General features: G+C 36.4%; 23 protein-coding genes. 11 read left to right on the top strand and 12 right to left on the bottom strand.

Annotated features, from left to right (window positions below; genetic code table 11):
• Window positions 1-35: 35 nt before the first annotated feature.
• From CGC47_RS09860 to CGC47_RS09830, 7 genes are all read right to left on the bottom strand, one after another.
• The gene (locus tag CGC47_RS09860; protein WP_042001496.1) at window positions 36-1,289 is read right to left on the bottom strand and encodes a M56 family metallopeptidase; all 1,254 of its coding nucleotides are present in this window, start codon (window positions 1,287-1,289) and stop codon (window positions 36-38) included.
• Between the two features lie 32 nt (window positions 1,290-1,321).
• The gene (locus tag CGC47_RS09855; RefSeq protein WP_018278204.1) at window positions 1,322-1,693 is read right to left on the bottom strand and encodes a BlaI/MecI/CopY family transcriptional regulator; all 372 of its coding nucleotides are present in this window, start codon (window positions 1,691-1,693) and stop codon (window positions 1,322-1,324) included.
• A gap of 260 nt (window positions 1,694-1,953) precedes the next feature.
• Complete coding sequence (locus tag CGC47_RS09850; RefSeq protein WP_013996705.1) at window positions 1,954-2,298, bottom strand: DUF2853 family protein; 345 nt, start codon at window positions 2,296-2,298, stop codon at window positions 1,954-1,956.
• Window positions 2,299-2,336: 38 nt separating this feature from the next.
• Window positions 2,337-4,010, bottom strand: a complete 1,674-nt coding sequence (menD, locus tag CGC47_RS09845) for a 2-succinyl-5-enolpyruvyl-6-hydroxy-3-cyclohexene-1-carboxylic-acid synthase (RefSeq protein WP_095900301.1) — start codon at window positions 4,008-4,010, stop codon at window positions 2,337-2,339.
• A gap of 136 nt (window positions 4,011-4,146) precedes the next feature.
• Window positions 4,147-4,656 (bottom strand): DUF4252 domain-containing protein, encoded by a 510-nt coding sequence (locus CGC47_RS09840; RefSeq protein WP_013996703.1) that lies wholly within the window; start codon window positions 4,654-4,656, stop codon window positions 4,147-4,149.
• A gap of 15 nt (window positions 4,657-4,671) precedes the next feature.
• Entirely contained in the window at window positions 4,672-5,133 is a 462-nt protein-coding gene (locus CGC47_RS09835; protein WP_042001493.1) for a hypothetical protein, read from the bottom strand.
• Window positions 5,134-5,206: 73 nt separating this feature from the next.
• Window positions 5,207-5,710, bottom strand: a complete 504-nt coding sequence (locus CGC47_RS09830) for an RNA polymerase sigma factor (RefSeq protein ID WP_042001490.1) — start codon at window positions 5,708-5,710, stop codon at window positions 5,207-5,209.
• An 86-nt stretch (window positions 5,711-5,796) separates the two neighbouring features.
• Between CGC47_RS09830 and CGC47_RS09825 the strand changes: the two genes are divergently transcribed.
• The gene (locus CGC47_RS09825; RefSeq protein WP_042001488.1) at window positions 5,797-7,302 is read left to right on the top strand and encodes a S41 family peptidase; all 1,506 of its coding nucleotides are present in this window, start codon (window positions 5,797-5,799) and stop codon (window positions 7,300-7,302) included.
• Window positions 7,303-7,509, top strand: coding sequence for a DUF6095 family protein (locus tag CGC47_RS09820; RefSeq protein ID WP_042001485.1), 207 nt, complete (start codon window positions 7,303-7,305; stop codon window positions 7,507-7,509). It begins immediately after the preceding gene.
• Between the two features lie 201 nt (window positions 7,510-7,710).
• Here CGC47_RS09820 and CGC47_RS09815 read toward each other — a convergent pair whose 3' ends face one another.
• The 4 genes from CGC47_RS09815 to CGC47_RS09800 all read right to left on the bottom strand — a co-directional run bounded on the left by CGC47_RS09815 (window position 7,711) and on the right by CGC47_RS09800 (window position 10,114).
• A complete protein-coding gene (locus CGC47_RS09815; RefSeq protein ID WP_095900300.1) occupies window positions 7,711-7,908 on the bottom strand; it encodes a pepsin/retropepsin-like aspartic protease family protein in 198 nt (65 codons plus the stop codon).
• A 77-nt stretch (window positions 7,909-7,985) separates the two neighbouring features.
• Entirely contained in the window at window positions 7,986-8,477 is a 492-nt protein-coding gene (locus tag CGC47_RS09810) for a DUF4252 domain-containing protein (protein WP_082025341.1), read from the bottom strand.
• Window positions 8,478-8,564: 87 nt separating this feature from the next.
• Entirely contained in the window at window positions 8,565-9,218 is a 654-nt protein-coding gene (fsa, locus tag CGC47_RS09805) for a fructose-6-phosphate aldolase (RefSeq protein WP_042001479.1), read from the bottom strand.
• A gap of 92 nt (window positions 9,219-9,310) precedes the next feature.
• Window positions 9,311-10,114, bottom strand: coding sequence for an SDR family oxidoreductase (locus CGC47_RS09800; RefSeq protein WP_042001476.1), 804 nt, complete (start codon window positions 10,112-10,114; stop codon window positions 9,311-9,313).
• Window positions 10,115-10,440: 326 nt separating this feature from the next.
• Between CGC47_RS09800 and CGC47_RS09790 the strand changes: the two genes are divergently transcribed.
• The 9 genes from CGC47_RS09790 (at window position 10,441) to CGC47_RS09750 (ending at window position 19,678) form a co-directional block, all read left to right on the top strand.
• Window positions 10,441-11,280, top strand: a complete 840-nt coding sequence (locus CGC47_RS09790; RefSeq protein WP_042001472.1) for a 1,4-dihydroxy-2-naphthoyl-CoA synthase — start codon at window positions 10,441-10,443, stop codon at window positions 11,278-11,280.
• An 18-nt stretch (window positions 11,281-11,298) separates the two neighbouring features.
• Window positions 11,299-12,438: a hypothetical protein gene (locus CGC47_RS09785; protein ID WP_042001470.1), complete on the top strand. Its 1,140-nt coding sequence runs from the start codon at window positions 11,299-11,301 to the stop codon at window positions 12,436-12,438.
• A gap of 269 nt (window positions 12,439-12,707) precedes the next feature.
• Window positions 12,708-13,382: a hypothetical protein gene (locus tag CGC47_RS09780; RefSeq protein ID WP_013996680.1), complete on the top strand. Its 675-nt coding sequence runs from the start codon at window positions 12,708-12,710 to the stop codon at window positions 13,380-13,382.
• Between the two features lie 108 nt (window positions 13,383-13,490).
• On the top strand, window positions 13,491-14,390 hold the full coding sequence (locus CGC47_RS09775) for a 1,4-dihydroxy-2-naphthoate polyprenyltransferase (RefSeq protein ID WP_042001469.1): 900 nt from the start codon (window positions 13,491-13,493) through the stop codon (window positions 14,388-14,390).
• A gap of 126 nt (window positions 14,391-14,516) precedes the next feature.
• A complete protein-coding gene (locus CGC47_RS09770; RefSeq protein WP_042001468.1) occupies window positions 14,517-15,194 on the top strand; it encodes a metal-dependent hydrolase in 678 nt (225 codons plus the stop codon).
• Window positions 15,195-15,366: 172 nt separating this feature from the next.
• Window positions 15,367-15,855, top strand: a complete 489-nt coding sequence (locus CGC47_RS09765; protein ID WP_013996677.1) for a SixA phosphatase family protein — start codon at window positions 15,367-15,369, stop codon at window positions 15,853-15,855.
• Entirely contained in the window at window positions 15,852-17,963 is a 2,112-nt protein-coding gene (gene ppk1, locus CGC47_RS09760; RefSeq protein WP_042001467.1) for a polyphosphate kinase 1, read from the top strand. The genes CGC47_RS09765 and ppk1 overlap by 4 nt, the downstream gene beginning before the upstream one ends.
• The gene (locus CGC47_RS09755; RefSeq protein WP_095900299.1) at window positions 17,960-18,844 is read left to right on the top strand and encodes a Ppx/GppA phosphatase family protein; all 885 of its coding nucleotides are present in this window, start codon (window positions 17,960-17,962) and stop codon (window positions 18,842-18,844) included. Before ppk1 ends, CGC47_RS09755 begins: the two co-directional genes overlap by 4 nt.
• A gap of 240 nt (window positions 18,845-19,084) precedes the next feature.
• Entirely contained in the window at window positions 19,085-19,678 is a 594-nt protein-coding gene (locus CGC47_RS09750) for a hypothetical protein (protein WP_013996674.1), read from the top strand.
• A 297-nt stretch (window positions 19,679-19,975) separates the two neighbouring features.
• Here CGC47_RS09750 and CGC47_RS09745 read toward each other — a convergent pair whose 3' ends face one another.
• Complete coding sequence (locus CGC47_RS09745; RefSeq protein ID WP_095900298.1) at window positions 19,976-22,009, bottom strand: protein-disulfide reductase DsbD family protein; 2,034 nt, start codon at window positions 22,007-22,009, stop codon at window positions 19,976-19,978.
• Window positions 22,010-22,067 lie beyond the last annotated feature (58 nt).

Raw genomic sequence — 22,067 nt, 5'->3', positions numbered from 1 at the left:
CAAAAGCCCGAAAAATTCGGGCTTTTGATTAATTATTATTTCGCTAATTTAAAATTTATTGGATAAAGGAACATTACTGCAGCATTTTTACCTTGGTGTTGTCCAGGAATAAGCTGAGGTAATGTTTCTATAAGACGCTTTGCTTCTTCTTGAAGCACTTTTTCACCACCACTCATTGATTTTATAGAAACTTTTCCATCTGTCCCAATACTAAAAAGGACGTTTACTCTACCTTGTAGATCTTTTTCAGCCGCCTCTTTCGGGTATTTGAAATTGCGAACTATGTGTGCATCTAATCCTTTTTTGAAGCATTCAAAACTTTCACTTTCAGAAACATTCTCACACTCCTTAAAGCGAGGTGCTTTATCCACTTTCATAAAAGGAATAGTGTCATTCACAACTTGATTGTTTGTAAGTTGAGCTTCAGCTACTGAATTTTTTGGAAGGTTTTCCGATAGATTGTTTTGCGGAGCATTACCTGCCGAAAGCATCAGCACTGAAACTGCCAATGTAGGGATTGCCAATAAGTATTTTGACATTCCTTTTGTCGATTTTTGTTTTTGTTGTAACATATTTAATCTTCGTTTAATAAGTTTGGGAACAGACCAATAACTGGTAAGTAAATCAATCTTCGTTCCCAAAGCTTGGTTAATAAGTGTTTGATAATAATAGTTTTGAAACTTAGGGTAGGTTTGCCTATCGGCTTCAAATTCGTGTGCTTCTACCAATCGTTTCTGATAGAAATACAACAACGGATTAAACCAAAAAACAATCTTCATCAGTTCCAAAAACAACAAATCAAGCGAGTGCCACTGGTTTTGATGCACTTTTTCGTGTTCAATAACACAAGTTTCTTCCGCTTGTTCTTTGCCTACATAAATGTTATTCATAAATGTAAAGGCTTGGGTCAAATCCTCTAATAGGAAAATACGAGTTCCGTTCAGAACCACCCGTTGTGAACGGTTCAATAGGCGGTTCAACCGTATTATTTTTATGATGAAAAGCAATCCGAAGCATACTGCCCCGATACCGTAAATCATTTCATACCAATTGATAGCATTCGTGTTGGAGGCTATAACCATATTTTCTGAAGTTGTATTGGCGTAGGCGACAAATTCTTCCAAACGGATAGCCGCTGTAATATTATCGTTTGCCAAAGAAATCGGGAAAAAAGGCAATGTTAATGAAAGTGCAATTCCCGATAGCAGGAAAAAGCGATTTATCCTAAAATAAGGCTCGTTTTTGAAAAACGCTTCGTAAAGCAATAAAAACAAAAGCTGTACGAACATCGTTTTAACTGAATATATTAAAAAGTTTTCCATCACTTTTCCTTTTTAAGTTTTTGTAATAGGTCTTCTACATCTTTTAAGTCGATGTCCTTTTTTTCAACAAAGAAAGAAAGCATTGATTTAAAAGAACCTTTAAAATAATTTTCAGCCAAGTCTTTAAGTGATTTGTGACTGTAAATTTCCTTCGATACTATTGGAAAATAGATAAATCCTCTACCTTGTGGCTCGTGACTGACAAATCCTTTATTTTCCAATATCCGAACCACTGTTGATACTGTGTTGTAGGCAGGTTTGGGGTCATTCAGCTGTGCAATGATATCATTGACTGTACCTTTACCCAATTGCCACAATACTTGCATAATTTCTTCTTCAGCTTTAGTAAGCGTTTTTATAGATTGAGACATTAACTTATTATTTTTATACGGCAAATATACAAACTATTTTTTTAGTTACAACTATTTTTTTAGTTTTATTGCATAAAAAAAATTGATTCTGTTTTTTTAGAATCAAATTTTATAGTTGTTAAAAATTCATTTACAATCACTTATGATTTATAAAGTAATTCATTTTATTCCTTATAGAATGTTTTTATTTTAAAGCTCAAAAAGCGTTTAGTTTAAAAAATCGGCTACCTTTTTAGGTAGCCGATTTTCTTTTTTGAATTCTATTTGTTGTATACGCTTTCTTTTTTGAAGTGTTTGGCTAATAAGTAGTACACCACCGCACGATATTTTGATTTGTTCGATTTGCCGTACTGCTCTAAAACACTTTCAATGGCTTTATCCAACTCAGGACTGTCTTTTAAACCTAATTTTTTAACTAAGAAATTTTGTTTGATACGGTCTAACTCTGATTGGTCAGACCCTGCAACAGTCGATGAATCAGCATTGTAAATGGATGGACCCAAACCAACAGTTACTTTGGTAAGAAATTCTAAATCTGGGGTTACGCCTACTTTTTCTTTTAAATCAGCAGCGTACTTTTCAATAAGTTCGTCTCTTTTGCTCATAATAGAATATTAAATTAAAATTAGACCATAAAGGTAGGCTATTTTTTCAGAAGCTGAAAGTATTCTAACAAAACTTTATCATTTTCAAGCCTTGGAGTTTGCACTTCTAACAACTTCGGACATAACGAAGGAGCGAAAAAATCAAACCATTTTGTATTGAAATCCTCAAAATTATCTGCCTTTTGATAATCCAATCCGTACATTTTACAAAGATGTTCAGCGGTAAGGGTGTGCGGGGTTTCAAAATAAGTCTCAAAATGCTTATCCGATTTATCACCAGGTAAAATTCTGAAAATACCTCCGCCTTGGTTGTTAATGAGTATAATACGAAAATCTTTACGGATGTATTTGTTCCACAACGCATTACTATCATAAAAGAAGCTCAAATCACCAGTAATAAGTAAGGTTTTTGCTTCTGCCCCTACCGAAGCACCTATGGCTGTAGAAATGCTTCCATCAATGCCACTAGTTCCGCGATTACAAAATACTTTCCAGCTGGGGTTGCATTTGAACAATTGTGCATATCGCACCGTAGAACTGTTACTAAGCTGAATGGTATAATCTTGCGGAATTTCTTCAAATATCTTCTTGTAAACCTTCATATCGGAATATGCGACATCACTCACATATTGCAAATGCTTTTTATGAATTAAATCATTGACTTTAAGCCATTGACTTTGATAATCGGAAGCAACCTTAGTCAGATTAGGAAACGTCCGTTGCCAAAAGAAGTTGATTTCAGCCTGAAAATGATGTGTTAAACAAAAATACGAATCATATCCTCGGTATAAATCAATATGATAGTGATATTTAGGTTGATATTTTCGTAAGAATTGTTTTATTTTTTTAGACACTACCAACCCTCCGAATGTCAGCAATAAATCGGGACGTAACTGCTCTTTCAGAGCTTCCGATTGCTCACAGAAAGTCAGCAACTTATCGATATACGGAATAAAATTTACGTGATGTAAATTAGAGGTCGTTTCAGTAAGCACCAATACCGAAGGGTCTTGCGCCAATTGGTTTATAAACGCTTGTTCCAAAGTATTGGGCGCTAATACCCCAACCAAAATCATTTTTTTAGGGCTATCGTTCCAAGCTTTTATAAAATCGGAGAGAGCAACATCGGGCAAATACGACTCTGGGGTTACGGGAGTAATCGACTCGAAATAAACCTCTTCTTCAGTAGTTAGATATAGCGGCTCTTCAAAAGGTACATTAATGTGCACAGGCAATTGCTGCTGAATCGCTGTATTTAATGCCCTGTTGAGCAGATAAACATTACTTTTTTCAGCGGTAATTGCCTCTGAAAGGTTAGCGCTATCTGCAATATGATTGGCAAATACATTTCGTTGGCGAATGGTTTGCCCATCACCAATGTCAATTTTATCCGAAGGACGGTCAGCCGAAATCACAACCAAAGGAATATTACTATAAAAAGCCTCACTAATGGCTGGATAGTAATTAAGCAATGCAGAACCTGAAGTACAAACTACAGCTACGGGCTGACGTATCTGCTGTGCAATTCCTAATGCAAAGAAAGCCGCACATCGTTCATCAACAATGCTGTAACAATTAAAAAACGGGTGATTTGAAAAACCTATGGTTAGTGGAGCATTACGCGAACCAGGCGATATTACTATGTTTTTTATATTTTTCGCCTTACACGCCTGAATGACATATTGTGCAAGAGCTATGGCAGGTTGTTTCATTCTTTAAACAGACTTAAATGTATTGCAAAAATATAACTTAATAATAACTTTTCTGATGTTTTGTACAAAAAAGAAACCTATCAGAACTTTTAAATTTCCGATAGGTTTTTTTAAATGAATTGAATTTTATGGCCTTCTATTTCTTTATACTTTTGAACTCCTCAGGAAGGTTCATATTCCCAGTTAATGCTCCTATTTTGTTAAGATCAATATCGCCTGTAAGGGTAAGTAGAACGGTTTGGGAGTCTGAACTATCCACAATAAACATCAATAATTCCGAAACGTGGTCGGCATCTCTACCTTGTTTTACATAAAACTTCACGTTTGAGTCTTTGTCTTTTACGCGCATTAGCTCAGAAAGCGAAGCTGTAGATAAATATTTTTTGACCTCATCACTCATTTTCTGCCCTACCGATTTATTAGAGGTTGTGAAAATTTTAAGCCCAGTAAGTTTGTTAGCTACATCCATAAATTCCTTAGCTTCAGGGTCTTTTGAGTCTATTTTTGAGAGCATCTGAAACATTTTTTGAGAAACCACTACGGTAGTTACCTCGCTATTATCTTCAAATTTATCAAATACGGATTGTGCTTGTGTACTAAAATATCCGAATAAAGCACTTACTAAAAAAATAAATTTTGTCTTCATAATCTATCCTATTTATTAAAATTTTTCTGTTTTTACAATTTTTTGAGTTGTTGTTTCAAATTCTTTCAAGTAAACAAGTTTATCAGCTCCTTTATTGTAATTCGATGAAACAATTTGCAAAGCTTGATACACTTGCTCATAAGCCAATTGTGCTTGATGCATTTGTTCTTGCTCTTTCCTATGAAACAAAAAACCTGCCAAAACTACAATTCCGCTAAAGGTTGCTGCCACAAGTGGAATACGCCAGCGAGAAAGGATCGGTTTTTGGAGCCTTAAATTCGGTATAACAGTCTGTTCTTGTGAGGCTTGTTCCATATAAGTAAAAAGCGGACGATACTGTTCCAATTCGGGGGAAACTGCTGCTGAAGTAAAATAGGCTTTCAGCTCTTTTTCTTCTTCCAATGAGGAGATTCCTTCGAAATATTTTTCAAGTTTAAGCCGAATTTCCTCTGTTTTTAGATTTTCTTTATTTGTCATCTTTCTTAATCTTTTCAATTTTTAAACTTCTCGATTCTTTCAATCTTTTTAATTTTTTGAATCTTTTAATCTTTCAAACCTTATAACAACCAACCATCTGCTCTCGAATGGACTTTCTTGCTCGTGATAGTATAACGCGTAAGGTAGCTTGTTTTATTCCAGTAATTTCTTCAATCTCTTCAAATTCATACTGTTCAATATCTCGCAACTGTATTATCATTCGTTGTTGTTCGGGTAATTGGTCAATCAGTTGTTTTACGAGGTTTACCATATCGTTAGTTTCCACCTGCTTTTGCAGTGAGTTCTCGCTTTTGGCATCGTACTGAAAGTGCGAAAGCGAAAGATTATCAGTGCTTTTAGCCTTGAGTTTATCAAAACACCAATTTTTGGTTAGCGTCATTGCAAAGGCTTCCAAATTTTTTATTTTGTGTTGATTTTGATGTTGTTGCCATAGTTTTAATAGTACTTCCTGCAAAGCATCTTGGGCTTCCTCGGTGGATATAAGCAATCGTTTTGCAAAACGAAAAATTTTATCTTGAAATGGAGCTACACTTTTTAAAAATACGCTTTGATTCATCTTTTTTAAATGTTTCTTCTATTAGCATAGACGAACGTATCGTTTTTTTGTTACATTTGTCAAGCAAAAATAATAAATAATGATTTATGAAACGATTTTTTTTACTTGGCACTTTGGCAGTTATGCTTTTTTCGTGCAAAGATGATTTTGATGACAACATAAAACCCACTGAAAAAAATGACAACCTTATAGTTCAAGATTTTATCTGGCAAGGGCTTAATACGTATTACCTTTGGCAGGAAAATGTTCCTGAATTAGCGGATAATCGCTTCGCAACTACCCTTTCTCAAACCCATTTAGGAAACCCAAAATATGCTACGTTTCTCAAAAATCATCCCGACCCCGAAAAATTCTTCTATTCCTTACTCCATCAATATAAAAAAATAGACCGATTCAGCTATATTGTTGATGATTATACCGAATTGGAGCGCGATTTTCAAGGGATTTCATTAAGTTCGGGAATGAATTTCGGACTAACCACATACGGCAGCAGCGATGGTGTTTTAGGATTTGTTCGTTACATACTCCCTAATTCCGATGCACAAGCTCAAGGCATTGAACGCGGTGATATTTTTATAGGCATTGACGGACAACCCTTAAACCTGAACAACTACCGAGCATTACTTTTTAACGATAAACCCTCAATGTCTTTTGAAGTTTATCGTATTGAAAGCCAAATTATTGAAAACAAACCCGTAAACAGAATCGTCCCTACGGGAAAAGTCGTTACCCTAAATAAAACAGAAATCAAAGAAAATCCCATACACAAACACCAAGTTATCACCTTAGCCAACGGAGAAAAAGTAGGCTATCTAATGTACAACCAATTCGTAGGGAGTGATGAGGCAAATCAAGCCTTAAACAATGTTTTTGGACAGTTTAAAAACGAAAACATACAGCATTTTATACTTGATTTACGCTACAATGGTGGAGGTTCGGTACAAACAGCAACTTACTTAGCCTCAATGATTACGGGGCAATTCACTGGAAAGGTTTTTGCCAAAGAGCGTTGGAACAAAAAACTACAAAAGGTTATGGAGGAAAGAAGATCTACCGATAATTTATTTACCGACAAAATCGTTTTGAATAATAACCATAGCGAAAGCATCAATAGCCTAAATCTGAATAAAATATATATTATCACTTCCAACGGAACAGCCTCTGCCAGTGAACTGATTATCAATGGGCTAAAACCTCATATCAAAGTAATACAAGTAGGCGATATTACCGTAGGAAAAAATCAAGGTTCAGTTACTCTTTACGATATTATTGATAAACAAGGAACTAGAAACCCCAAACACAAATGGGCAATGCAACCCTTAGTGTTAAAAATAGAAAACAGCTTAGGACAAGGCGATTATACCTCAGGAATTACTCCCGACATCTCAATTGAGGAAGATTTATCAAAAATGGGGCAGTTGGGACAAAGTAGCGATCCGCTACTCAAAAAAGTACTCGATCACCTCACGGGCAGTGGCAAACCTCAGCCTGAAATGCCTCAAATGCCCGTCAAACCCTTTGCCAATAGCAAATCGTTCAACCCTATTGCCAACGAAATGTACTTGGAGGTAAACCCTTTAAACACCAAATAAATGATACAACAAGGCATCAAAAAAGGGTTTCAACTTTTGGCTATCAGTTTGCCGTGCTTGTTTTTAGGTCCCGTAGTTATTCACTCGGCTTTTACCAACAAAGCACATCCCCTATTTATCCCCGTACTGCTCATAGGCATTGCCATTGCCTGCTTCGGAGCTATTATCGGGTTTAAAGGCATTCGGAAAATTGTTGAGAGCTTGTAAGCATTATATATAATAAATGAAAGAGCTGCCCCATAGTTTTCGGGCAGCCTTTTGTCAATTTTACTCGTGTCTCTCGTAAAGGCTTTCAAATATGCAATTTTCAGGAGATTGGTCTGACTTTGTTCAGAAATTCTCGGTCTAATGTGTTTTAAAAAATTAAATTTTTACTATTTGGTACATACAAGATAATCGAAAAAATCTTTAATCCTTCAAAATTATTAAGTCTTTTTTATTATCAATTTCAATTGAACCAAACTTCTCTAATGCAGATTGTCCCAAAAGTAATGGAGCTTCTTCATTATCAACAACCAAAGCTTGTAAATTATGTAAAGTTCGATTACCTATCTTCACCTCTCGTAAGAGCCTGACAAGAATACCCTCTTTTTTTAAAGATATCATCCTTTTTACATCACCCCCATAGTTTGGGGCTAACACTATTTGATACTTGTCACTTTCTACTTTTTACTTGATACCTGTCACTTCTGAAGTTGCAAAAGGCTTACTAATTGGCTAATTTCATCAATATGAACGCCTTGAGTAATTATACGAGTGATGGCAAATCGGTTTCTCTTTTCAACAAAAAATAGAATCACTTCCCGAATATTTTCATCAGTACCCATATACAAAACTTGTGTACTGATGTTTTTCTCATTAAATCGAACCAATTCGTTAAGATTCTGATTTTTAATCATTTGTTTTGCTTCGGAAAGTTCTTTTTCAAAGGTGATTTCGTCCTGACGCTCATACGATAATACATTGATTTTATCGACTCTTGTTAGAAAAGAAACCTTTTCTTGCTGGGTAGCTATAGCACCTAAAAAATCATTCGGATTCATCGTTAAATTAGTAAAATTAGGACGTTCCGATTTTTCTACCATATATCGTTGCAAACTTTGGTTTTGGCAAGAAATCCCCATAAACAAAAGTAGGAAAAGACTCATCAGTCTTACAAATTTTAATCGGTTCATTTTTATATTTTGATTTTAAAGTGAAGTACAAAAAGACAAACAACTCCCCAAAAAGGGAAGTTGCCTGCTTAATGGCTTAAAGTTATTTTAATTTCCTTTTTTGTAATCGGCTAAGAATTGTGCCAAGCCACTGTCGGTAAGTGGGTGTTTGAGCAATCCTAAAATAGCGGAAAGCGGACCTGTCATTACATCGGCACCGATTTTAGCACATTGCAAAACGTGCATCGTGTGGCGCACCGAAGCTGCCAAAATTTGGGTTTCAAAACCGTAATTATCGTAAATCAAACGAATATCTTCAATGAGTTGTAAGCCATCAGTGGAGATATCATCTAACCGACCAATAAAAGGCGACACATAAGTAGCCCCTGCCTTAGCAGCTAAAAGGGCTTGTCCAGCAGAAAAAACAAGCGTACAATTGGTACGTATTCCGTTGTCGGAAAAATATTTGATTGCCTTTACCCCGTCTTTAATCATCGGAACTTTAACCACAATTTGTGGGTGTAGTGCAGCCAACATCTCCCCTTCTTTAACGATGCCTTCAAAGTCGGTGGCAATAACCTCTGCCGATACATCACCATCCACGATGTTACAAATATCCACATAGTGTTTCAAAATGTTTTGCTCCCCAGTGATGCCTTCTTTTGCCATAAGGGAAGGATTGGTAGTAACTCCGTCCAAAACCCCCAAGTCTTGTGCTTCACGGATTTGATTTAGGTTTGCTGTGTCAATAAAGAATTTCATATATTACTGGTTTTTAGTTATTTTCAGTTTATATCTATCAGATATTAGTTTTATAGCATCTATTTTTTTTTATCTTTGAATTTTTTAATTTTTCAATCCAACTGATAATGATTCATCAACATTTTTTCGTACCATTTTGCGGGTAAAATCCGTTTGAGTATTACAGAAAATTTCTGGAGAAAACTTCCTTGTGAATAATGAACCTTGGGGTGTTTAGTTTCGATAATACGATGTATTTTCTTTGCCATTTCGATAGGATTCCCTCCCGAATCTACGTGTTGGTTCATCAAATCCAGTGATTTTTGATAAACTTCCCGATAGGGCGAATTGGCTTTTACCGGAGCGTGATATCTGCGCGAAGCGATATCTGTAGCATAATCACCAGGTGCGATTGTAGTTACGTGTATTCCCGTATTTTTCAGTTCCATACGCAACGCTTCGGAGATAAGCACTAAAGCCCCTTTACTTGCCGAGTACCCCCCTCGAAAAGGCAAACCCATATACCCTGCTATGGAGGTAATGTTAATGATAAGCCCTGATTTTTGATTTCGCATATAGGGAAGTACTGCCTGTATGACTCGTATGGCACCAAAGAGATTGGTCTGAAAAACGTTTTGCAAAGCTTCCTCAGGGAGTTCTTCAACCGCTCCGGTAATGCCCACCCCTGCATTATTGATTAACACATCTATACGTTTTTCTTGGGCGACAACACGTTGTACTGCTTCAATTACACACTGCCCATCACGTACATCCATACGGATTAACTTAAAGGGTAAATCTTCCTGCGCTACACTGCGTCCCGTTCCATAAACTACGTATCCGTTTTCAGATAGCCATTGTGCAGTAGCTCTGCCTATGCCTGAGGTTGCCCCCGTTATCAAAACAATTTTTGACATATTTGGTATTTTGTAACAGCAAATGTAATGATTTTTTCAAACAAAGCCTCACCCCCATTACTCTCATTTGGGTCAAACATACGAAAATAATCACCCTTAAATTCACTTATTTGCACCCTTTTTTGACTTTGAACGTTTAAAAAAACAGAAAATTTCTGTAAATTAAGTGCTTTAAACCACAAAGGGACATCGTTTTTTAGTGCTATGTGGTTACAATTAAAATCTCTTTAAAAGTACTATTTTGTGCATTTGACCTCTACGAAATGAGGCAAACTTGCTTATTATCCGTTTTTTTCGGTATTTTTGCTGTCTAATCAATATATTATATGGAAATAAATTGGCAAACTGTAAAAGAATACGAAGATATTACTTATAAAAAATGTAACGGCGTGGCAAGAATCGCCTTTAACCGACCAGAAGTACGTAACGCTTTCCGCCCGAAAACCACTTCTGAGCTTTACAACGCTTTCTATCACGTGTACGAAGATGCAAGTGTAGGCGTGGTAATCCTCACTGGGGAAGGTCCCAGCCCCAAAGATGGCGGACACGCATTTTGCAGTGGTGGCGACCAAAAAGCACGTGGGCATCAAGGTTATGTAGGCGAAGACGGCAGACACCGACTCAACATATTAGAAGTACAACGACTTATCCGATTTATGCCCAAAGTAGTCATCGCTGCCGTAAACGGATGGGCAGTAGGTGGCGGACACTCACTTCACGTAGTGTGTGACCTTACCTTAGCCAGTGAAGAACACGCCATTTTCAAACAAACCGATGCCGATGTTACCAGCTTTGACGGAGGCTATGGCTCAGCGTATTTGGCAAAAATGGTAGGACAGAAAAAAGCTCGTGAAATCTTCTTTTTAGGGCGAAATTACTCCGCACAGGAGGCGTTTGAAATGGGAATGGTCAATAAAGTAGTGCCTCACGCTCGTTTGGAAGAGGAAGCATATGAGTGGGCTCAAGAAATCCTTGCCAAATCGCCAACTTCTATCCGTATGCTGAAATTTGCGATGAACCTCACCGACGATGGAATGGTAGGGCAACAAGTGTTCGCTGGCGAAGCTACCCGCCTTGCCTATATGACCGACGAAGCCAAGGAAGGACGCAACGCATTTTTAGAGAAAAGAAAACCTGACTTTGGGGAGAATCAGTGGATTAGTTAAGATAAAAATCAGATACTTATGAATTATGCAAGTCTAACAAATTATATCAACAACATTGTTGCAAAAAAATTCAAAGATGCTTGGTGTGCAATTGACTCTATTCTTTTTGAACAAATGACAGAAAATGACTTGAAGATTGATTATTATAGTTCTTCTGATGAGACTATTATCGATTTAGGAGAGACATCTTGGTCTGATGATTGGTATTATAATACTAAAGGTAAAGGCTATTATCGTTTCAATTATGAATTAATCTACCAAGATTCTAAGGGTAAAACTTTTAAACGGGATAAAATATTATTCGTCGAAAAAGGAGAAAGAGGAGATATTATCCCCTATATTGCCCATAAAGAGGATATTATATTTTCTCTGATACCAAATGAATTTATCAATGAATTTCTTAATAGAAGAGAAAAAGAATACCAAATAGAGCTTTTACCTTACCCTAACTTTAATAATGTTTTTGTTCCTGAAACAAACCCTTTAGCTAAATACTGTTTTTTGCCTTTGATAACAATCAAAATTAAAAACCATAATGAAATAGGAGATAAAGTTTTTCATATCATTTCTATATGGGACACAGGGGACTATAACGAATGTCATTTCGGAGATTACAGGATTGATGTAGATGAAGTTCAGTTTGATATTGTTGAGGAAAAATTAGCTTATAAAGATGAGATTATTTTTCCCAACATTCAATATTTAGAAGAAGCATATAATATTATTTCACAAGAGTTTGAGAATAATTTGCAAGTTTATTTAAATCTGAAAAATGAAGATAGGGATGTTCAGATGGAAAAAGGTATCAATCTTATTTTAAATAAAATTCCAAATTTTGGAAATTCAGAGGCTACGTTTTATTTTGAAATGATATTATCCCACTTACTTGGTAAATACAGATATGAAAAATATAGAATCTTAAATTCAAATATTTCAAATATGTATGATGAAAAAGATTTTAATGAAAAAGGAAAAACGAGCTTTGTAGATAATTTGTTATTGAAACCTATTTTTGTACAAGGAGACCAAACACCTCCTAATTCTATCTTTATAGGGCAAATTTATGAAAACGATTATAATTATTTTAATTCTTCAGATGTTTTTTTATTCTTTGATAAAGAAAAAAATAGACAGATTTTAATCACTCAACGAACATAAGGCATAACTATTCATACTAAAATTTTTAAAAACAATTCGTATATCTTTTATAATAACTTACAACCAATAGAAATGCCAACAACCTCAAAAAACGAATCAGCAAGTCACAGAAATGAATTATCAACCTTGCTAAGTCATTTCTGCAACTTGATTTATGATTTCTGACACTTGACAACTCATTTCTGAAGCCCGATATATCATTTCTGCACCTTGCTAATCAAAATAATGGGGTACACATACAAAAAATAATCTTTTAAACATTATATATTATGGAAGAGAATACAAAACCTACGAAAAAAAGTCTTTACATCTCAACTGATGAAATGATTTCTAAAATGAGAATTGCTTTTTCTAATGCCAAATTACCCGAAATCTTACCTCAATTACAAACTTTGGGTTATACGGAAGAAAAACTCAACACTTATCTGCAAAAAGTAGCTGAGCTGGAACAACTAATGCAAAACCAGAAGAAAGAATATGCCGAGCAGTATGCCGAAACAGAAAAATTTAATCAAAAAAGACAGGAAATCGACGAACTTTACCGAAGACACATCGCCTTTTGTAAGATTCTTTTCAAAGGGAATGTAAAGGCTATTTCGGTATTGGAGCTCAATGCTGGACGTAAAAACGCCTATGCTTCTTGGCATCAGCAGGTGAGCAATTTCTATGGACAACTTTTGGGCAATTCGGACTTCTTGGCAAAAGTAGGTACTATCAACATCACACAAACCGACTTGGAGGCTCAAAAAACGGCTTTGCAGGAGCTATCTACCTTAAAAGAAAATCAGAAAAAAGAGGCTGGCGAAGCCCAAAAAGCTACTGAAATCCGCGATGAAGCGTTGGACAAACTTTACCCTAGCTATACCGAGCTGGTGGCGTATGCCAAAGTTCTCTTCCAAGACGACCAAATCCTGGAAGCATTGGGTATTGTGGTGAAAAGATAGATGATATAGAAAAAATTACAAGAAAGACTAAAAAAGAGAGGACATTCCCTCTTTAAACTTTATAAAAACGCAAACCAAACTTCAATAAAAATCAATTCCGTTGAGGATATGAAATTAAAAACTTTTATACAAGCGGCACGACTACGAACCTTGCCCCTTTCCGTTTCGGGTATTGTTATGGGGAGTGCTTTGGCTTACAGCCAAGACCTATTTCGTTCCGATATTTTTATATGGGCACTGACCACCACCATTTTGCTACAAGTTCTCTCCAATTTTGCCAATGACTATGGCGATGGAGTCAAAGGCACGGACAATCACAACCGCATCGGACCTCAACGTGCCTTGCAAAGTGGTAAAGTCACCCGAAGTGAAATGAAAACCGCCGTAGCAGTAACTGCCTTACTTGCCGTATTAGCCGCCGTCATTCTGATATATAAGGCTTTTGGCAGAGACCATATTATATACATTGTTGTTTTTATGCTTTTGGGAGTACTTTCCGTAGTGGCAGCGATTAAATATACGGTAGGCAAATCGGCTTATGGCTATCGAGGTTTGGGCGATGTGTTCGTATTTCTATTTTTCGGTTGGCTTAGCGTTTTAGGTTCGTACTTTTTGTACGTTCATCACTTGCCTTGGAAGGTGATTTTACCCGCCACAGCCATTGGCTTTTTGAGTGTTGCCGTACTGAATTTGAACAATATGCGTGACTATGAAAACGACAAAGCCGTAGGTAAAAATACGTTGGTGGTTAAAATCGGGATACAATGGGCGAAATACTACCATTATTACTTGGTGATTTTGGCAATGTTCCTGATGCTGACTTACTCCGTACTTCACCTTCACACACATTGGAAACTTTTATACTGGATTGCTTTTCTGCCTTTGATCGCTCATCTGATACGAGTAAAAAAGAATAAAGAACTCAAAGTTTTAGACAAAGAACTTAAAGTAGTAGCTTTAAGCACTTTTTTGCTTTCAGTGCTGTTTTTTATTGGACTATTGTTTTAGCCTTTTTATAAATAATCTTAAAACCAGGAAAGATTTTCGTTTTATTTAGAAATTTTTATCATAACCAAAGGCTTTTTTTAAATCTTTTTTTTCTTACTTTGACAAAAAATTAAAAATAATAGCACTATGGAAATCACCTATTACGGACATTCGTGCATCGGAATCAAAATTGGAGACCTGCATCTGTTGGTTGACCCCTTCATCAGTAGCAATCCACTTGCCAAACACATTGATGTTGAACAAGTAAAAGCGGACTATATCCTCATCACTCACGCTCATCAAGACCACGTAGCTGACGTGGAACGCATCGCAAAACGCACCCAAGCCCAAGTCATTTCTAACTTTGAAATCGTGGAATATTACGACGAATTAGGAATATCAGGGCACCCAATGAACTTTGGGGGCAGTTGGAAATTCCCTTTCGGAAAACTCAAAATGGTACACGCGGTACATTCCTCCACCTTTGCCGATAAAAAATCAGGAGGAAACCCAGGAGGCTTTATCTTACAAACCGAGGATAAAACCATTTATATCGCTGGGGATACTGCACTTCATTTCGATATGCAACTTATTCCTGTACGTTATAGGCTTGATTTGGCAGTATTGCCCATCGGAGATAATTTTACAATGGATATAGAAGATGCCCTTATGGCAGCCGAGTTTGTAAAATGTAATCGTGTTTTGGGTGTGCATTATGACACTTTTGGTTTTATAAAAATCGACCATCAAAATGCCATCAATCTCTTTAAAAACAAAGGGAAAGAGTTACTTTTGCCTCAAATAGGTGAATCCGTTTGTGTGTAGAAAATATGAATAAATTATTTTTTGTCAGCTTAAGCAAGGTGGTGAAATAGAATATGTAAGCTCAACCTTACAGTTATGAAATTTCAACTCAGCTAAGCTTGACACGAAAAACAAGAAACAGTAGGTAATTACCGCTTTCTTGTTTTTCCTTTTTATACTATCTGATAAAATTATGAAAGAAATTCATTTGGTAAGACACGCCAAATCCGATTGGGCTGGGCTACTGCCCGATATAAGTCGCCCCCTTTGCCAACGCGGTATTGATGACGCACTTCTGGTAAGCCAAACCCTTAAGAAAGACCATTTCCAAACACAAGCCATTTTTGCAAGTCCTTCAATACGAACCCAAAAAACAGCAGCTATTTTCATCAACGAATTGAATTTGAATCATCTGCCATTTTCAACAGAAACGGATTTGTATGATTTTTCAGGAGAAATGCTCATCAAAACTTTGCAAGATTTAGATCAAGCCTACGACAATGTACTCATTTTTGGGCATAACCACGCTGTAACCTATTTTGTAAATACACATACCGATCATTATTTTGAAAATATTCCTACTTGCGGTTACGTGCATCTGCGTTTTTCAGTAAGCCGTTGGAAAGATTTAGAAAAAGGCGTACTTTTACGAAAATTTTTTCCCAAAGAATTGACATTATGACCAAGACAAACAAAAATACATATATCAACAGAGAGCTAAGTTGGCTCAAATTCAACGCTCGTGTACTGCAAGAGGCGGCAGATAAAACGGTCCCCTTGCTGGAACGGGTACGTTTTGCTGGAATTTTTTCCAATAATTTAGATGAATTCTTCAAAGTACGTTACGCTACCGTAAAACGAATTGCTTTGGAAGGCGCCTCAGAAGGCGAACTCGGCACACACGCTAAGGAACTTCTGGAGGAAATCACCAAAGAAGTCATCGGTTTACAAGAAGAAAGTCTTCGTATTATCAATGCCATTACTAAAGAATTAGAAAAAGAAAATATTTTCATTGTTAATGAAAAGAACCTATTGGCAGAACACGAAGATTTTGTGAAAAATTATTTTCACAACAAAGTAAGCCCTGCTCTATTCACTATCATTCTCAACGACTTGGAGGACTTTCCTGAGCTTAAAGACGACGTGGCTTACCTCGCAGTAAAAATGACGCTAAAAGACGAACAAAAAACCTCTGGCATCCGACAATTCTTTTCTTCAGTAGCCTATAGGGAAAAAACACAATACGCTCTAATTGAGCTACCTACCACGTTAGACCGCTTTGTGGAATTGCCTCAAATTGAAAACAAACATTACATCATTATGATTGATGATATCATTCGTTTTTGTTTACATAAGATTTTCAATATTTTTCATTATGAGTCGATTACTGCGCATATGATTAAAATCACGCGTGATGCCGAATTGGATATCGATGATGATTTGAGCAAAAGTTTCGTAGAAAAAATTTCATCAAGTGTGGAAGGGCGTCGTCGTGGAGAGCCCGTGCGTTTGGTTTACGATAAAAACATTGGTAAGGATACTTTGCAATTTTTGTTCGATAAAATGCACATCGAAAAAACGGATAGCATCATTCCTGGTGGGCGTTATCACAATCGGCGCGATTATATGAATTTCCCTGGTATGGGACGTACCGACCTAATGTATGCCCCCTTACAGCCTCTACCCGTTGCAGGACTGAGTAGCGGAGGAAGCATCCTTCAAAAAATCGCCGAAAAAGACCATTTACAGTTTACCCCCTATCACACTTTTTCAAATATTATTTGGTTCTTGCGTGAAGCAGCGTTAGACCCAAAAGTAAAATCCGTTAAAATAACCATTTATCGTTTGGCTAAAAATTCTCAAGTAGTCAACTCACTAATCAATGCTGTTAAAAACGGGAAAAAAGTTACCGTACAAATTGAACTCCAAGCTCGATTCGACGAAGAATCAAATATTAAATATGCCGAACAACTCAAAGCCGAAGGCATCAAGGTTATTTTTGGCGTTCGCGGACTTAAAGTACATAGCAAAATATGTGTCATTGAGCGCGAAGAAGGCAAAGAAATCAAACGTTACGGATTTATAAGCACAGGAAATTTTAACGAATCTACGGCACGTATTTATACTGATTATACTTTATTCACCGCAAACCAAGACATTTTAAAAGAAGTAAATAAGGTATTCAATTTCTTTGAAACAACTTATAAAATTCAACGTTATAATCATTTAATCGTTTCACCTCACTATACCAAAACGGCATTTATCCACCTTATTGATAACGAGATAAAAAATGCAAAAGCTGGTAAAATAGCCTATATGAAGCTAAAAATGAATAGTTTGACCAGTTACAAAATGATTGATAAACTCTACGAAGCCAGTCGCGCTGGGGTGAAAATACAGATGATTGTACGAGGCATCTGCTGTTTAATTCCTGGAATTGAAGGAATGAGCGAAAATATTGAAGTTATAAGCATCGTGGATCGATTTTTGGAACACCCTCGATTGTATATTTTTGCCAACGGAGGCAGTCCGAAATTTTATATCTCTTCGGCAGATTGGATGACCCGAAACATCGAGTACCGTGTAGAGGTAAGTTGCCCTATTTATGATGAAGACATACAACAAGAATTGTGGGATACCTTTGAAATTGGGTGGACAGATAATGTAAAGGCACGTATCATTTCTGAAAAACAAAACAATGCTTACAAACGCAATCAAAAAACTAAAAATCGTTCACAATTAACCACTTATCAATATTATTTGAAGCAAAAAACGGATAAAACACTATGAAAATACGAAAATTAGGAGCTATCGACATCGGTTCAAATGGTGTAAGGCTACTGATAGCCAACGTTACGGAAATCGACGGAAAAAAGCCCGTATTTAGTAAAAGCAGTTTGGTACGTGTACCCATTCGTTTGGGGGCGGATGTTTTTCTGGACGGAAACATTTCTCCAGAGAACGCCACTCGCCTATCCGATTCGATGAAAGCTTTTGATTTATTGATGAAAGTCAATAAAGTAGAAAAGTATATGGCTTGTGCTACCTCGGCAATGCGGGAGGCAAAAAATGGTGAGACAATAGCCCAAGAAATTCGCAAAAAAACAGGAGTACAAATCCGTATCATTGGCGGAGCAGAAGAAGCAGCTATTATTGCTTCAACCGACTTAAAGGCAATGATTAAAGACGATAAAGACTATCTTTACATCGACGTTGGTGGCGGAAGCACCGAGTTTACCGTTTTCTCAAAAGGGCAAGTAATTGCCTCACGCTCCTTCCCTATTGGTACGGTACGTTTATTAGACAATAAAGTAAGTAATAAAACTTGGAAAGAAGTTGAAGCTTGGATAAAAGAAAACACCTCAAAACACGATAAATTAGAAGCTATCGGTTCAGGAGGAAACATCAATCGCATCTTTAAAGATTCAGGGAGAAAAAAAGATCAACCTCTCACTTACAAATTTTTACGCAATCACGCTAAATACTTATCTACGTTTTCGTATGAACAACGTGTGTATGATTTAGGTTACAATCCTGACCGTGCAGACGTTATCACTCACGCATTGAGCATCTACCTCAATGCTATGAAATGGAGTAAAGCCAAACGCATTCACGTTCCAAAAATTGGGCTTTCAGATGGTATTATCAAAACGCTATACGACCAAAAATAAACAGTTAAAAAATCTTTCCGACGCTCAATAGGGCTTCGGAAAGATTCAAAAAATGAGTTTTTATATCTCTTTAAAATATATTTTCTGTAAATTAACGTTCATTTATTTTTACAACTGTATGGCTTTTGTTAACTTTGCAGGAATGTTTAAGACCTTGAGGTCGGAATTTTAAGGTTACCCATTATGAGACACTCACACAATTTGTTAAGTTTTAAGATTGGTTTTCTTCTCAAAAAGGGGATGAAAAACAGCATCGGAGGTTTGTATCAACCTTCGTATGCAAAACACGAGGGCGATAGTGATTTTACTTGGGTAGCCGTAGAGGATTGTATCACCAACCTTTCAGAATTGGTAGCTTACTACGAGAGTCTGTTTTTAATGATTAAAAACTCGGGTGAATCCTTACCAAAAATGTGGATTCGCCCCTGTATAAATTATTTGGACGATGTCGTTTTTGACTTTTTCTGGTACGATAAACTAGATAGCATTGAGAAAATGAAAGATGCTGTTTATCACAGCAGCGATGGTTTTGTGTTTTACGACACCAACCAAGTTTGGCACTTTGAAATCAGTCAAATTAAAGGAAAATTATTTTTTTACGAATCCACTCAAGGATTTTTATTTTCACCTACCTTCAGTGACTTCAACGAAAAACTTTTATCTGTAAGACAGAAAATTGCTTTCGATGTAGATGATTCAGGATACATCAATGGTACTTGGGCTTGGGAAGAACGAAGTTTATTCTTAAAACAAATGCAAGAACAATTGGTTATAGCTAAAAAAGTAATCTTATACCTAACCCGACATTTCGGTCACGATTATTGGACGAAATAAGTTTTTCTTCATATTCTCAATTTCACAACACAATAATTATTAAGTAATAGATTAACTTTTAATCATATATTAAGAATTTTCGGTACCAATTTAAAAGTACGATGTATAAAAAATATGTTTTTGTTAGACTAAATCAAGTAGAAGCCTAACACTAAATATTCTTCAGACTTTTTAAACACTACCACCTTTTCATCATTTAAACGAGACTATCACACTTAGAATGATTCTTCTAGTATTCAAAAACACGGCTAAAAAGCCGTGTTTTTGAATATTATATAAGTTCCTTTAAAATAAAGACTATTTCTTATTAAAATTTCCTACCCCTGCTTTGAGCCATTGTAAGAATTCATCAGCATCAGGGGTATAACCTATTGGAGTGATCAGATTGCTTTCATCGTGATTCATAAGCACATAAAAAGGCTGTGAATTTGCTTTGTAACGCAAGGTCTGAAATTCACTCCATTTCTGACCGATGTATTTAATTTTACGTCCTGGACGTACCTTTGATTCAGTTACTTGATCGGCAGGTAACGGACGCTTATCATCAACATAAAGTGAAATAAAAACCACTTCGTTTTTCAAAATTTCTAAAATCTGAGGTTTAGGCCAAACATTCTGTTCCATTTTACGACAATTCACACAAGCCCAGCCAGTAAAATCAATGAGTACAGGTTTATTTACCTTTTTAGCATAATCAAGTCCTTGTTGATAATCTACAAAATGTAGAATGTTATTTGGCTCTAAAAGTGACGCCCCTTCAGGCAAATTGGCTTCATCGATTGCGCTTACGCCGCCTCCCATTTTGGTATATCCGACTCCGTAAGGCGACTCACTATAATGTTGTGGCGGTGGGAAGGCACTAATTAGGTTAAGTGGTGCTCCCCAAAGCCCTGGAATCATATAAATGGTAAAGGTAAGTGAAAGCAAACCTAAACTTAACCGCCCTACCGAAATATGTTGAATGGGTGAATCGTGAGGTAATCGAATTTTTCCAAACAAATAAAGTGCTAAAGTTCCGAAAACGGCAATCCAAATAGCTATAAATACTTCTCGTTCAAGAAAATGAAGTTGAAGTACTAAATCTGCTTGTGAAAGAAATTTAAACGCCAATGCTAACTCCAAAAATCCTAATACCACTTTTACGGTATTGAGCCAACCGCCCGATTTTGGTAAAGAATTGAGCCAACCTGGGAAAGCTGCAAAAAGAGCAAAAGGCAAAGCAATGGCTAATGAAAAACCAAACATTCCGATAATAGGAGCTATTCCTCCGCGAGAAGCCGCTTCAACAAGTAGCGTACCCACAATAGGTCCAGTACACGAAAAAGAAACGATGGCTAATGCTAAAGCCATAAAAAAGATACCTACCAGTCCGCTTCGATTGGCTTGAGCATCTACCTTTGTACTCCAAGAACTTGGCAAAGTAAGTTCAAAAGCTCCCAAAAACGAAGCCGCAAAAAACACCAATAGTATAAAGAAAATCAGATTAAACCACACATTACTTGCTAAAGCATTCAGTGCATCAGCACCGAAAATAGCAGTAACTCCCGTACCCAAAAGCACGTAAATCACAATGATAGAAACTCCATAAAATACGGCATTTTTTATTCCTTGTGCTTTTGATTTACTTTGTTTGGTAAAGTAACTTACGGTCATAGGAATCATCGGGAATACGCAAGGAGTTAAAAGTGCGGCAAATCCTGAGAGAAATGAAATGAAAAATATCGCCCAAAGTCCTTTTTTTGCCAAATCAGAATTACTTTCAGAAACTGATGGGGTTTCAATGGTTTTTTTATCAGTTTCTTTATGAGCCTCTGACGAAGTGTTTTGTGAGGTATCACCTGTTATTTGTGCCAAATCGTTTTGAGCATTTTGACTTCCTGCAAAAAATTCATCGAATGCAAAAACCAAATCAATAGTATCGGGGGGTAAACAAGTAGAATCATCACACACCATAAACTCAACGGTTCCTTTGATATTTTTTATAGGTTGAGACGTTTTAATCTTTTGTGTAAAAACCGCTTTTTCGGAAAAATAACCAATTTCCATATTGAACACATTGTCAAACTTGGTCATTACTTTTTCCTCAGAAACCTTACCTACAAGCTGATAATCAGGTGATTTTTCAAATTCAAAAGTAGTAGGTACCGGACCATTAGGTGGAATATTTTGCGCATACAAACGCCAACCACGCTCTATTTGAGCTGTTACAATAAGTGAAAATTCATTTTCGGCAGTTTTCTCAACTTTGGTTTGCCAAGACACAGGGTCGTGAATTTGAGCGTTGGAAAAAACAACAAACAATGTAAAAATAATGCTTAATAACTTTTTCATTTTTGTCGGAGTTATAAATTAGTGATTTTTCTTTTTAAGTGCTAAAAATGTATAAGTT

It is taken from the genome of Capnocytophaga canimorsus (genome assembly GCF_002302565.1).
GTDB classification, from domain to species: domain Bacteria; phylum Bacteroidota; class Bacteroidia; order Flavobacteriales; family Flavobacteriaceae; genus Capnocytophaga; species Capnocytophaga canimorsus.
This window is presented reverse-complemented; position numbering and strand designations above follow the sequence as displayed.

Excerpts from the sequence above, each read along its gene's own strand:
- CGC47_RS09860 (WP_042001496.1), bottom strand. The coding sequence starts at position 1,289 with ATGTTCGTACAGCTTTTGTTTTTATTGCTTTACGAAGCGTTTTTCAAA.
- CGC47_RS09855 (WP_018278204.1), bottom strand. The coding sequence starts at position 1,693 with ATGTCTCAATCTATAAAAACGCTTACTAAAGCTGAAGAAGAAATTATG.
- CGC47_RS09850 (WP_013996705.1), bottom strand. The coding sequence starts at position 2,298 with ATGAGCAAAAGAGACGAACTTATTGAAAAGTACGCTGCTGATTTAAAA.
- menD (WP_095900301.1), bottom strand. The coding sequence starts at position 4,010 with ATGAAACAACCTGCCATAGCTCTTGCACAATATGTCATTCAGGCGTGT.
- CGC47_RS09840 (WP_013996703.1), bottom strand. The coding sequence starts at position 4,656 with ATGAAGACAAAATTTATTTTTTTAGTAAGTGCTTTATTCGGATATTTT.
- CGC47_RS09835 (WP_042001493.1), bottom strand. The coding sequence starts at position 5,133 with ATGACAAATAAAGAAAATCTAAAAACAGAGGAAATTCGGCTTAAACTT.
- CGC47_RS09830 (WP_042001490.1), bottom strand. The coding sequence starts at position 5,710 with ATGAATCAAAGCGTATTTTTAAAAAGTGTAGCTCCATTTCAAGATAAA.
- CGC47_RS09825 (WP_042001488.1), top strand. The coding sequence starts at position 5,797 with ATGAAACGATTTTTTTTACTTGGCACTTTGGCAGTTATGCTTTTTTCG.
- CGC47_RS09820 (WP_042001485.1), top strand. The coding sequence starts at position 7,303 with ATGATACAACAAGGCATCAAAAAAGGGTTTCAACTTTTGGCTATCAGT.
- CGC47_RS09815 (WP_095900300.1), bottom strand. The coding sequence starts at position 7,908 with ATGATATCTTTAAAAAAAGAGGGTATTCTTGTCAGGCTCTTACGAGAG.
- CGC47_RS09810 (WP_082025341.1), bottom strand. The coding sequence starts at position 8,477 with ATGAACCGATTAAAATTTGTAAGACTGATGAGTCTTTTCCTACTTTTG.
- fsa (WP_042001479.1), bottom strand. The coding sequence starts at position 9,218 with ATGAAATTCTTTATTGACACAGCAAACCTAAATCAAATCCGTGAAGCA.
- CGC47_RS09800 (WP_042001476.1), bottom strand. The coding sequence starts at position 10,114 with ATGTCAAAAATTGTTTTGATAACGGGGGCAACCTCAGGCATAGGCAGA.
- CGC47_RS09790 (WP_042001472.1), top strand. The coding sequence starts at position 10,441 with ATGGAAATAAATTGGCAAACTGTAAAAGAATACGAAGATATTACTTAT.
- CGC47_RS09785 (WP_042001470.1), top strand. The coding sequence starts at position 11,299 with ATGAATTATGCAAGTCTAACAAATTATATCAACAACATTGTTGCAAAA.
- CGC47_RS09780 (WP_013996680.1), top strand. The coding sequence starts at position 12,708 with ATGGAAGAGAATACAAAACCTACGAAAAAAAGTCTTTACATCTCAACT.
- CGC47_RS09775 (WP_042001469.1), top strand. The coding sequence starts at position 13,491 with ATGAAATTAAAAACTTTTATACAAGCGGCACGACTACGAACCTTGCCC.
- CGC47_RS09770 (WP_042001468.1), top strand. The coding sequence starts at position 14,517 with ATGGAAATCACCTATTACGGACATTCGTGCATCGGAATCAAAATTGGA.
- CGC47_RS09765 (WP_013996677.1), top strand. The coding sequence starts at position 15,367 with ATGAAAGAAATTCATTTGGTAAGACACGCCAAATCCGATTGGGCTGGG.
- ppk1 (WP_042001467.1), top strand. The coding sequence starts at position 15,852 with ATGACCAAGACAAACAAAAATACATATATCAACAGAGAGCTAAGTTGG.
- CGC47_RS09755 (WP_095900299.1), top strand. The coding sequence starts at position 17,960 with ATGAAAATACGAAAATTAGGAGCTATCGACATCGGTTCAAATGGTGTA.
- CGC47_RS09750 (WP_013996674.1), top strand. The coding sequence starts at position 19,085 with ATGAAAAACAGCATCGGAGGTTTGTATCAACCTTCGTATGCAAAACAC.
- CGC47_RS09745 (WP_095900298.1), bottom strand. The coding sequence starts at position 22,009 with ATGAAAAAGTTATTAAGCATTATTTTTACATTGTTTGTTGTTTTTTCC.